Here is a 12,733-nt window from a genome sequence, read left to right on the forward strand (position 1 = left end):
GTTTATTTTGTTTAGGGAGCATCTCAATCACCTCGATGCCTAATTATAACAAAAAAAGAAAACGCTACCGAATGCTTTCGCATTCAAGTAACGCTTTCCTCATTAAGTTAACTACTTTTTCAGCAGTCTCATTATTATCTGCATCCTATTTATTTTGGCTCAAATTAATTTGTTTCTGATTGATAAGCTAAATTACGTTTTTTCATTCTGCCTCGATACCAGAAGAATAACAACAAGTAAACAACAATTGTTCAATTGGTCCTTCTTTAGTAGCAGAGCCAATCATCCCAATATTCGTATCATTCAATAGAATATTCCTAAACATTGAGGTAATAAATGGTGCTGTTAAAGTAGCTGACCACAAGAAAATTGGAATTTCCACTACTCCAATAATAATCATTCGAAAGACTTTTCCACGTGTTACAACCAACAACGATGGTGTAATACCCATGGCAATCAAACCACCCAAAGGAATAATACGATTACCTGGCAACAAGAAAGCCTCGATAATCAAGCAAGGTGCTAAAATATTAGCCACTGACCAAACTTCGGGACGACTGGATAAAAAGGCCCAATCCAAACCAACAAAGCTCATATTAACGCCATATTTATTTAAATGATCAGTGATAACTTTAATAATTGGATCAAGTGAAGAAGTCAACCATGAACCGATGAGATTGAACAGTTCCATGAAAGCTCCTAACAAGAATGCCAATCCAAAAATATCCTTCAAACTGATTTGTCCGAATAAACCAATTAAAATTCCTAGGAAAAATCCGGTTGCAAATTTAGAACTCCAAAAACCGACCGCTTTATTTAATTTAGTTGAATTGAAATTAATTTTATCAATACCCGGAATCAAATTACAGATTTCGTCCAACAGCATTACGATAGGATTCATCAAGTAGTTCATATGAGTTGAAGTCATCGGACCTTTTTGATCATTCATTAGGTCATTAAAAGTTGGTTTCATCAAATCTGAATTAATAAACTTCAAAATTCCTAAGGCAATCACGAAAATCAAGCTGACAACAATATTTGCACCCATGTACATCGCTAATAGACCTACGAATGACAAATGCCAAATATCAAAGACATCGACATCTAAAGTCTTCGTAACATGATAATGCAACAAAATCACATTAACGATCATCATAACTAATAAAACTAATAAATTATAAGCTGAAGTCCATGTGATAATAGCTGCTGGCGTCCAACCTAAATCAATTACATTTAAATTTAACCCTGTTTTTGCTACTAATTTGGCAATATCAGGATTATAAGTTTGCATCAACAACGAAACTAATGAGGTCGTTGCCATAATCGCAATTAAAAATTTAATAATGCTTTCAACTATTTTGGTAAAATGCGTCTTACCAATTATCATAACAATAATTAACAAGATACAGACGACACTCAAGCCATTGGCAAAAGTAAAAAAACTCATAAATTGTATCCCCCCTAGCAAAAAAGCTGAAGAGATACACTTCCAGCTTTTTTACCCTCTAAATTTTGAATTCATAGACTGGTGTTAGAGCAATGTTTTCAAGTTCCATTATCTCACCTGAGTCAACTTCACTTCTAGCAGCCATTGGTGAATCACTTTTAATTTCTTGCCCCTTCTTAATTGGAGTAATTGAAATATAAACTTGTTCATCATGTCCTATATTAAGATTACGTCTCAAACCGATTTCCCATGTTCTACCATTAGCATAATTATCATTGATCAACTCATCATTATAGAAGGCATAACCAATGTCCCCTTGATAGTCGACTTTCAAGCGTAAATCTTTAACTGAATCTTTAATTAAGTCATTGGTGTCAATATTCAAAATCACTTTGCCATCTGTGACATGTTCTTCACTAAATTTAGGTGAGACTTTAGCTGTACTTAACTTATAAGTCGTAGTTAAATCATCATCCGAGATTACAGGAAGCTTATTTAGCAATGTATCAGAAATTAGTCCGTCAATTGCCGTAATATTAATTTCATTATCTTCACTTTCAAATCTTAAGCCGTTTTCATCAACTAGTAATTCTGAAGAAGCAAACAAAACATTTTCCTCATCATTAAAATTAAATTTCCAAAAGCTTAAACTTTGTTCATTAGTTAAGACATATAAATTAATCACTTTATCCTTTTGATTAATTAATGTTAATTTAGTCATTTGTGAACTATCTGGGTGGACAATAATCGTGCCATTTTCTTGATCGATTTTTCCACTAGTAAGCTTAATGTCCTTAACAGTTTCCTTATTGAAAACTAGTTCTGGTTTCATTCCCTTTGGTTGGTAGAAGAAGTAATTAGTTTGATTATTCTTTTCCAATTTAGTAATCAATTGAATAGTTGCTGTCTTAAGTAACATATCATTCAGGTTCAAGTTAAATGGTAAAATACAGCTTTCCTCTTTGTCTATATCAAAACCGCCTTTATTAGGAATTCTTAATTCTTCATTTTCCAAATTCAATGTAATTGACTCATTCTTCTTGTCGGTTGTTTCGATATGGTCTTGATAATTATTAATAAAGACATAGCCAGATCCGTCTTTTTGTCTAATTGAATATCTTAATTGTTTGGTATCCTCTGGCTTAATATCTTCAGCACCTTCAGGCAAAACTGTTTCCATCTTACAGAAATCATCTTGGAATGTCGCGAAGAAATAGTGTTGGCGTTTTAGACGATAATATGATGGACGCGCTTGACCAAATTCACCTAAAGCAGCTTGATAATCGTAGCTGATTTTGGGAGTAGCAGCCTCATTCAAATAAGGTGTCTTGATTCCGCGAGGATTTGAGCCACCGTGGAATACATAATATCCAACAAAATTACAACCACTTGCAACTTTTACATTAGTCATAGCATCAACACTTTGATATGGAAGTTTAAAACGATAACCATAAAATACAGTCATACCTCCGCCCATTTCACAGGCTGCATAAGGTACTTCCTTAGGGTCATATTTAGGATCGAAATTGTAAGTTGGATAGCGATAATCACGATAAATGTATTCTGGAGTTGCGGGGTGTTCTTTGACTGTTTTGTCATAGAAAATCCAAGGCCAGAATGCATATCCACCCCAAAGTGGTAAAACGGTATCTGTTTCAGCAACGGCACCACCCCAACCAGTTCCAGTATAAATTGGAGCAACCATGCCAGCTTCTTTAGCTAATTTCTTTAAAGTCTTAATGTGTTCATTGCCATCAAAACCTGATGGAATCCATTCATTACTAGTTCCAGTTGTTATCTCCCAGGATGCTCCAGCGTGTTGGAATTCATTTTCTAGTTGAATTCCGATAATAGGTCCACCATCTTTATAAAACAGACCATGGACTTGCTTACCAATCTCATCATACAATTTCTTTACAAACATCAAATAACGTTTATCGTTTGATCTCGGAACTAACGGTTCAGCGTAAAGCCAGTCAGGATAACCACCGTTTCTTGCCTCACCATGATCCCAAGGTCCAATTCTTAAAATTACATCAATATTATGTTTCTTACACAAAAGAATAAAACGTCTTAAATCTTTATTACCTGTCCAGTCAAAATGACCTTTAATTTCTTCATGATGATTCCAAATGACATAGGTAGGAATAATATTGATACCACCCATCTTCATCTTGATCAATTCATCTTCCCACTCTTCACAATTGTAACGACTAAAGTGGAACTCACCACAAATTCCAAAGAATGGATGATTGTCTCGAACCATATAATGATTAGTAAAACTAAATTCGTTGCCTTGCGGATCCTTACCATGCAATTGTGGCAATGCTGGATGAATATCATTAACTTGATTTCTTAAATCGATTGAGTGTTCAAAAGTTTTCATGATTTATTTTTCTCCTTTTAAGCAGTTGCTTCATTTCCCTCTGCAAATTGATTTCCATAATTAAGGGCTTTTTTATCACCTGTCAACAATTTCATTGAGATTAATGTGAATACACTGGACAAAATACCTATTAACAAATAAGTATTTGAAAATCCAATAGCAGCATAAAAAGTACCAAACAATGGTGATAGGATGATTGACATAGCTGAACTAGTAAATAGGCATCCTAAATATACAGAAGATGATAAACGTAAATCAAAGTTCAAAGAAATGTACTTAAATTGAGCTACTAAGAATAATGGCTTTTCAAATGAGTGAATACACTTCATAATTCCAATCCAAAGTGGTCCCCATTGGAATGAAGAACCTACAATTCTAATTGACATAATGGTTCCGGCAAGTAGCAAAGTTCTTTTGGCCCCTAATTTTTTACAAATTACAGGAGCAACCGCTAAAAAGATTGCTTCAAAGAAAGTTTGGATAGAACCTAGATCACCAAACCACTTATTACCAACAGCTTCAGAAGAAAATTGTTGCACAAAATAAGTACCAAATTGTTGATCATAAACATCATAAATTGAACCGACACCAATCATAAAAATTAATAGGAAAATAAATTTCTTGTTTTTAACAAGTCCAAATGTATCTTTAACTTTAACAGAATCGGCTTTTTCTTTTTCTTCGACCGTAAGATTAATCTTAGTTGCAGCCAAAGCAATCATAGCCAACAATCCAGCTAATGAAGCTAACCAAAAAGTAATATTAGGATCAATGTTAATAATACGACCGGCTAAAAATGTGGCAGCGGCCCAACCGAATGAACCAAACATTCTACATCTACCATATTCAAAACCGTATTTTCTAGAAACTTTATCCATAAATGAATCAATGGCACCGTAACCCGCATTGAAGACAAATCCTAAATAAATTCCTCCAATAACAGCTCCTAACCAAAAAACACTCTTTAGTAAAGGACCATAAACATAGATAAAAAATGGCCCAATTGGTAGGAGAATCAATAAGATTCCTAATAACAAATTCTTTCTCAAACCAATCTTATCGGAAACATATCCGAAAAGTGGCTGCATAACTAATGCCATAAATGAATTGGCAGAATAAAGAATACCAGTTTGAGTACTGCCAATCTCCATTACTTGACCCAACCAAATAACAAAGAAAGACATGGCTGCTGACCAGGCAAATAGGTAAAAGAAACTAACTGCACTAATAGCAATATAATTACGTTTACGAACATCTAACTTTAGCAATTCTAGCAACTCCTCAATTATTTTATTTTTTGTAGACCTACGTTTTTGAATTCAACAAAATAATAAAATAAAAGCGCTTACATAAAAATAGACGTTTTTCTTTAAAAGATGGACAAATCTACACTGGATGACTAATTTTTAATCCACTGCCGTATTGCTTCCTAAAGTGGGCTGGTGAAACTTGATAAACCTTTTTGAAAGTTCTCGAAAAGTAATAAGGATCATTATACCCTAAGCTTTGGGCGATTTGCTGAATTGATAAATTAGTGTTTTGTAAGTAGTGACTAGCTTGTTTAACTTTGATTGAAGTGATGAATTCATTTGCTCCCATATCAAGATTCTTTTTAAATATTCTGCTCAAATAACTCACTGATACACCCAAATAATTGGTTAAATCTTTTAAAGAAATTGGTCTATCCAAATTATCATAAATGTATTGAATAGCCTTAGTTAAATGCTCGTTTCCCATTGTTTTATTATCTTGTGGTAATTTAGTATGCAAAATTATATAAGACAATAGTGTACCCAAAACTTGTGAGTCATAAAAAATAGCTTCAAATGAAAAACCTGATGACAAAGCCTGAATCATTTGCCAAAAAAGCGACATTAAATAATTATTGCTATCTTCAGAACTTTCATTCAAATACCAAAATTCTGGTTTGAAATTGTATGATGGAGATAAGTACTCTTTGACCATTGTTCCAGTAAAATGTACCCAAAAAATGTCCCAAGGCTTATCTTTCGATGCATAATAAGTGTGTTCTTGATTCGGTGGCATAATGATGATCGATCCCCGATTCATTTTCCAACTATTATCTTTCGATTCAACTGTACCCTCACCATTAGTACAAAAAATCATCACCCATTCATTTGCACCTACTGGTCGATGAACGTAGTGATATTCAGCATGAGGATAAAATCCTAAATCTGTAATGTACAAATTTTTTAAAATTGTAGAGAAACTAAATTCTTTGATTATTTCTTGTGGTAAAACAAACAAATATTCATTTGCAAATCCGTCTAATTTTTTCAATTAAATCCCTCCAATTAACTTGTACTCTTATTATCAATATAACATTATATTCGGATTTAAAAAGCGCTTACATTAATTAGTGTAAAATTGTCCATCTTTAGTAGTCAACTATGCATTCAAAGTAAGCGATTTCGGTAATAATATGTCCATTAGAAACCAAAAAGGAGACTCGAAAATGGACGCTATTAAAAATAATCAAGATACAAAAGTAACTATTACTGAGAAAAAAATTACTATTCCAACTTATAAAACTGGTAAACCCGAAAAGAATCCCTTATTTTTAGAAAATCGTGCTTATCAAGGTAGTAGCGGTAAAGTTTATCCTTACCCCGTTACTGAAAAGATCCATGATACTAAAGAAAACAAAGAATATACTGCTGTAATCATGGAGAATAAGTACGTTCAAATTACCTTCCTACCAGAACTAGGTGGCAGAATTCAAAGAATGTTAGATAAAACTAATAACTATGATTTTGTCTATTACAACCACGTTATTAAACCTGCCTTAGTAGGCTTAGCCGGCTCTTGGATCTCCGGCGGTATCGAATTTAACTGGCCACAACATCATCGTCCCGATACTTATTTACCAATTAACTACAAGATTCAAAATAACTCCGATGGTTCTAAAACACTTTGGATGAGTGACGTTGATCGAATGTATGGAACAAAAGTCGTTGTTGGCTTTACTCTGTTTGAAGACAAATCATACTTAAAACTCGATGAAACTTTCTCAAATCCTACTGAATTACCACAAACCTTCTTATGGTGGGCTAATCCCGCTGTTCCTGTTAACAATTATACTCAATCTATCTTTCCACCTGACGTTCATGCTGTATTTGACCATGGTAAAAGAGCTGTTTCAACTTTCCCTATTGCAACCGGTGAATACTACAAAATGAATTACTCTAAAGGGGTAGACATCTCTCGTTACAAGAACATCCCTGTTCCAACTTCATATATGGTGGCACATTCCGATTACGATTTTCTAGGAAACTATGATTATCAAAAAAAGGCTGGACTATTACACGTTGCTGACCATCACACATCTCCTGGTAAAAAACAGTGGACTTGGGGAAATGGAGACTTTGGAAAAGCTTGGGATAACCAATTAACTGATAACGACGGTCCTTACATTGAACTAATGGTCGGTACTTTTACTGATAATCAACCTGACTTTACTTGGCTAAATCCTCACGAGCAAAAACATTCCGTTGAATACTTCATGCCTTACCGTGAAGTCGGTTCAGTCAAAAACGCTACTATTAACGGTGCCATCAATTTAACTAAGAATGAGGATATTTTTGAATTATCAGCTTACACAACAGCTAAATATGACGGGGCTCATTTAGACCTAAAGCATGGTACAGACATTATTAAAACTTTCAAAATTAATATTGCCCCAGATCAGCCGTTTACTACCTCAGAGACTAATATTGATTACCCTCTTGAAAGCTTAGAATTGGCACTTTTCGATAAAGACAATAATTTATTAGTCAGTTATAAACCACAAGAAAAAAAGATTGAAAATATTCCTGATCCAGCTAAAGCCATCGACTCACCAGAAAATATCAAGACTAATGATGAATTGTTCTTTGCTGGTCAACACTTGGAACAATATCGTCATGCCAGTTTTAATCCTAAAGATTACTATTTGGAAGGATTAAAACGTGACTCGCGAGATAGCCGTATCAATGATGCTTATGGTCTTCTTTTATATCGCAGTGGTTTATTCAAAGAAAGTGAAAAATATTTCAGAAGAGCTATCAGCCGTATTGATGAGCACAACACTAATCCACGTTCAGGAAGTGCAATGTATCATTTAGGATTATCATTACGTAAGCAAAATCGTTTAACTGAAGCCTTTGATGCCTTTTATAAAGCTACTTGGTCAGACGATACTAAATCAGTTAGCTTTTTTGAATTGATGAAATTAGCAATTTCATTTGAAAAATATCAAGAATCTTTAGACTTTGCAAAACAAGCACTAAATTATAATTATCAAGATATGAACACGAGATTTTTAAAAATCCATATCTTAAATCTTCTAGGACAAAGTAAAAAAGCACATGATATACTCCAAGAAAGTCTTGCTATAGATCCATTGAATCTAGCCTTACTATATGAAGCTAAGCTAATGAATGATGACTATTCAAATGATTCACTGCTAAAACAAACTAGCGAAAAAATAAATGACGTTCTATCTTTAGCACAATTATTGATTGAAAGTGGACAATTCACAGATGCCATCAACGTTCTTAGCCTATCGGATTCAAATAACCCACTTAAGGAATACTACTTGTCATACACTTACGAATTAATGAATCAACACGAAGATGCACTTCACCATGCTCAGGTTGCAGCACAGTTATCACCTGACTACGTTTTCCCTAACAAATTATTTGATGTAATTGTTTTAAAGAAAATCATTGAATTGAATCCCAACGACGGCCTAGCTAATTACTACTTAGGCAATATGTACTACGATCGTAAAAACTATGATTTAGCTCAGATATCCTGGGAAAAATGTACTAGAAAAAATCCACAGTATTCAATGGCCTATCGTAATTTATCAATCAAATATTTCAATAAGGATAAACAATCACAAAAAGCCTTAACAGCCTTACAGACCGCCTTTAAATTGGATCCTAATAATGCTCGTTTAGTTTTTGAATTAGACAACCTATATGAAAAAATGAATTATCCATTGTCAGAGCGGTTAGACTTCCTAACTAAGAACGAAAAACTAGTTATCCAACGTGACGATAGTTATATCCAATTAATTAGCCTACTCAACGAAACTGGTCATTATCAACAAGCTTATGATAAAATCATGGCTCATAACTTTCACCCTTGGGAAGGTGGCGAAGGTAAAGTCAGTTCTCAATATAAATATTCACTAGTTGAATTAGCTAAACTTGATTTACAAAACAATCAACCACAAAAGGCTATCGACAAAATGACTAAAGCACTCACTTACCCCAAAAACATTGGTGAAGGTAAACTATCAACCATTCATGATAATATTGTCGAATATTATTTAGGACTAGCATACAAACAAAACAATCAACCTGATCAAGCAAACTTCTATCTTAAAGAAGCAACAAAAGGTATTGATGAACCTTCAAGCATGATGTATTACAACGACCAACCAGCTGATTCAATGTTTTATCAAGGTCTCGCCTTTGACGAATTAGACAATCATGAAAAAGCTTTAGCTAAATATCATAAGTTGATCTCTTATGGTGAAAAACATCTTTTCGACAAAATCACACCCGATTACTTTGCCGTTTCTTTACCTGATTCTTTACTATTTGATGAAAATTATCAGGAAAAGAATAGTATTAATTGTTACTATTTAATTGGCTTAGGCTACTTAGGCTTAGGCAAAAATGATGATGCAAAGAAAACATTCAATAAAATCGACACTTTGACAAATCATTTTCAATCTTTAAAACACGTGGAGAATTTCGAATAAAATGAAACTTACTCAGCAAAAATACGACGAAGATAAATTTGAATTCACCTTGCAAAATGACAACAACATGACCGTCAAATTGCTCAATTATGGAGCAACTTTAGAAAAGATTCTCTTACCTAATTCCAAAGGAAAACTCGAGAACATTATTTTAAGTCTCGAAAAACCAAGTGATTACGATAAAGAAAGAAATTACCTCGGTGGTAGCGTTGGACGAGTAATTGGTCGTATTAAAGATGGCTTGTGGCAAGAAAGTAACAAAAAAGTTAATCGTTTCGTACTGAATGAAAATAATAAAACTCACTCACATGGTGGTTACGAAGGTATCGATACTCAGATATTTTCTTTTCAAACACAATCTAACGATGATTCCTGCTCAGTTATTTTCCATCTAATAGATCCTAATGGTCACAATAATTATCCTGGAAATCTAGATTTAACGATAACTTATACTCTTGATAACACTGATACTTTGGCTTATGAAGTCAGCGCCAGTAGTGATCAAACGACTCTTTGCAACATTGCTAATCATGTTTATTTTGCTCTGGATGGCCCAAACACATCAATTGAGAGTAACCAATTAAAAATCAACGCTGATAACTTCTTGCCTTTGGATAAGGATCACTTACCTTTCGGCAAAGAAAATTCCGTTGAGAATAGTGTTTTCGATTTTAAAAAATTTGCTCAAATTGGAGCCACCATCAACTCTAATGACCCTCAGATCAAACAAGAAGGTGGTTTGAATCATCCTTTTATTCTCAATGGTGACCCCATAGCAGCCGAATTAAAATCTAGCGACAAAACTAAATGTTTAAAAATGACAACTACTAATCCATCAATTGTCGCTTATACTGGAAATCATTTTAATCATACCAATTTCACTAAAAATATTGGTAAATACGGTGGTATTGCTTTAGAAGCTCAATATCCCCCAACTAATGACATTCGTCTACTGGATATCGTTTTAACACCTGATGAACAATACTATGCAAAAACCACGTGGAACTTTACGTTTTAAAGAAATCAAAAACTGCTACGATTAATTTCGTCGCAGTTTTTTAAATATTTAATATAATTTTACTTTTTGTGATTAATTGTTTGTTGATATATCATGATATTTTTGCTTCACAATACCATTTTCCTTGCTATACTTGTAACTGCTTTCAAGGAAAACTTGAAGAAACCCCCTACCACAAAACGCAAGGAGTTTTATTATGAAGAAACAAACAACTATCTTACTATCTGCTTTAATTTTAACTGGCTTTTGTAGCCCAATAATTCAAACTGCTGATACTAAAGCTGCAATTGTTAGAAATGTCGACGATATGGTCCCCTCAGGAAAAGTTCTCCATTTCGGTGAAAAATTTGAACTGTCTGATTTAAAGGAAGAAGCCTCAATCCCGGTCAAAGCTTATGCTCAAACTGGACAATTCCTAGAAAATGGATATGTTAAGTTGAATCAACGAAATATTTGGGATCTTCAAGAAAAGAAAGAAACCACTGTCGCAACACCTAGTATTTATACGAAGTCCAATTGGGGTGGACACTTAGAATATGAAGCTTTAAACATCAATTTAAAAATGACTTATGATGACAATACCAAAACTTTTACCTTATTCGATAATGGAAATCCTATAACAGAAGATATTGTCTATGAGTTATACGAAGGTTCCGCCAGAATCCACTACGTTTTAAAAGATACAAAAAAGGAACTTTACACTTATGAGCAAAAAGAAGTTCTACAGTATCGTGATTTTCCTTCTGAGGAAACATTTATGATTGAACCTCTAAGAAAAATTTATGATGCTCCTGAACCAGTAGGTTACTTTGATGCTTATAACATGGACTTTGAAGCTTTAGCAAACTGGAATCCTTTTGAATCCGAAGATGATGACGATGATGTTGATTTTGATAGCCCAATCATTGAAAAATACAATCGCAAAGAAATCGATAAAGATCACGGAACGGAATTTACAGTTTACTTAGAAAAAGCTAAGCCTTATACGATCAATTTCAAAGTTTACTTAGATAACAAGCCTTACTTCTCTAAAAAAGTTACTGGTGAATTACATGGGTCGATTCCACTTCAAGATGAACCTAAAATGCCCGATAGTACAGTAGCTACCTTAAACAAAAGCAAAACTGCTATGAGTACTATCAATGAATATGTTCCTCAACTTGGCACTACTATTCAAACTGGCTCTGTTTTGCACAGTAAAATTTTTGATCAAAACTTTGGTAAAATCGGTGCTGCAAGTACGATCAATGGTCAACCTAACTTTTTAAATACTGGTATTTATGGTATCAGTGGTGAATCTCTTGAAGATAATCAAGTTTTCGTTAACGATGATAACGCTGGTCGAACAACGACTTTAGAACTATACTACGAATCTAACCAAGCTGATGAAACTCCTGATACTTCAGTCACTGCCGACGTTACAATTGAATCTAACTTAGGCAAACAAGTAGTAAAAAACGTTACTGGTAAAGTTGGTGAAGACATTACAGTTACTGTTCCTAAAAAAGATGGCTATGTTGCTGATAAAACAACCGTAATTGCTCACGTCGATAAAGATGGAAAAATTACAACTGAAGAAAAAGTTACTTACACTAAGAAAAATACTAATGAGGAAAAACCTAACAACAACAATAATCAAACTAATAATCCAAATGGCAATAACACTGATTCTAACCTACCCAGTCATTACAACGGTTTAGTTGGAACAATGAAAAAGCCAGTTGATTTATACGACTTCAACATTGGTCAAATGACTAAAAATAAACAACGTCAATTAGCCGCCAACTCCGATTGGAAAGTTGACCAAATCATTACTTTAAATGGCGTAAAATACTATCGTGTGGCCACTAATGAATGGGTTAAGGACAGCGATGTCTATCGTTATGTAGCTCAAAAAGGCATAGTTAACACGAAAGACGTTGAAGTGACTTACCTCTCAAATGTAGAGGACAAAATCGTTAACAACAGAGGACTTGCTGCTAATACTGCTTGGAAATACGACCGTATTGCATACTTGGGTGCTAACGAGACAAAATATTATCGTGTAGCAACTAACGAATTCGTTAAAGCCTCTGACGTGATAAATAACTAAATATTTCTTGCAGC

7 protein-coding genes are annotated in these 12,733 nt (G+C 33.9%); 3 read left to right on the forward strand and 4 right to left on the reverse strand.

From position 1 onward, the window contains the following. Window positions 1-202: 202 nt before the first annotated feature. The 4 genes from FC88_RS03260 to FC88_RS03275 form a co-directional block, all read right to left on the reverse strand. A complete protein-coding gene (locus FC88_RS03260; RefSeq protein ID WP_057812740.1) occupies window positions 203-1,447 on the reverse strand; it encodes a PTS transporter subunit IIC in 1,245 nt (414 codons plus the stop codon). A gap of 58 nt (window positions 1,448-1,505) precedes the next feature. After that, window positions 1,506-3,833: a beta-galactosidase gene (locus FC88_RS03265; RefSeq protein ID WP_057812742.1), complete on the reverse strand. Its 2,328-nt coding sequence runs from the start codon at window positions 3,831-3,833 to the stop codon at window positions 1,506-1,508. A 17-nt stretch (window positions 3,834-3,850) separates the two neighbouring features. Beyond that, a complete protein-coding gene (locus tag FC88_RS03270) occupies window positions 3,851-5,101 on the reverse strand; it encodes an oligosaccharide MFS transporter (protein ID WP_187323349.1) in 1,251 nt (416 codons plus the stop codon). 118 nt (window positions 5,102-5,219) lie between these two features. After that, window positions 5,220-6,134, reverse strand: coding sequence for an AraC family transcriptional regulator (locus tag FC88_RS03275; protein ID WP_057812745.1), 915 nt, complete (start codon window positions 6,132-6,134; stop codon window positions 5,220-5,222). A gap of 175 nt (window positions 6,135-6,309) precedes the next feature. On the opposite strand from FC88_RS03275, the gene FC88_RS03280 reads away from it, so the two are divergent. From FC88_RS03280 to FC88_RS03290, 3 genes are all read left to right on the forward strand, one after another. After that, window positions 6,310-9,609 (forward strand): DUF5107 domain-containing protein, encoded by a 3,300-nt coding sequence (locus FC88_RS03280; RefSeq protein ID WP_057812748.1) that lies wholly within the window; start codon window positions 6,310-6,312, stop codon window positions 9,607-9,609. 1 nt (window position 9,610) lies between these two features. After that, window positions 9,611-10,627 carry an aldose epimerase family protein gene (locus FC88_RS03285; protein ID WP_057812750.1) on the forward strand — a complete coding sequence of 339 codons (1,017 nt, stop codon included), beginning with the start codon at window positions 9,611-9,613 and terminating at the stop codon, window positions 10,625-10,627. Between the two features lie 196 nt (window positions 10,628-10,823). Next, window positions 10,824-12,719, forward strand: a complete 1,896-nt coding sequence (locus tag FC88_RS03290) for a hypothetical protein (RefSeq protein ID WP_057812752.1) — start codon at window positions 10,824-10,826, stop codon at window positions 12,717-12,719. Window positions 12,720-12,733 lie beyond the last annotated feature (14 nt).

The organism is Companilactobacillus futsaii JCM 17355, assembly GCF_001435505.1.
Taxonomy (GTDB): Bacteria; Bacillota; Bacilli; order Lactobacillales; family Lactobacillaceae; genus Companilactobacillus; species Companilactobacillus futsaii.

Coding starts and splice junctions, on each gene's coding strand:
- FC88_RS03260 (WP_057812740.1), bottom strand. CDS start 1,447: ATGAGTTTTTTTACTTTTGCCAATGGCTTGAGTGTCGTCTGTATCTTG.
- FC88_RS03265 (WP_057812742.1), bottom strand. CDS start 3,833: ATGAAAACTTTTGAACACTCAATCGATTTAAGAAATCAAGTTAATGAT.
- FC88_RS03280 (WP_057812748.1), top strand. CDS start 6,310: ATGGACGCTATTAAAAATAATCAAGATACAAAAGTAACTATTACTGAG.
- FC88_RS03285 (WP_057812750.1), top strand. CDS start 9,611: ATGAAACTTACTCAGCAAAAATACGACGAAGATAAATTTGAATTCACC.
- FC88_RS03290 (WP_057812752.1), top strand. CDS start 10,824: ATGAAGAAACAAACAACTATCTTACTATCTGCTTTAATTTTAACTGGC.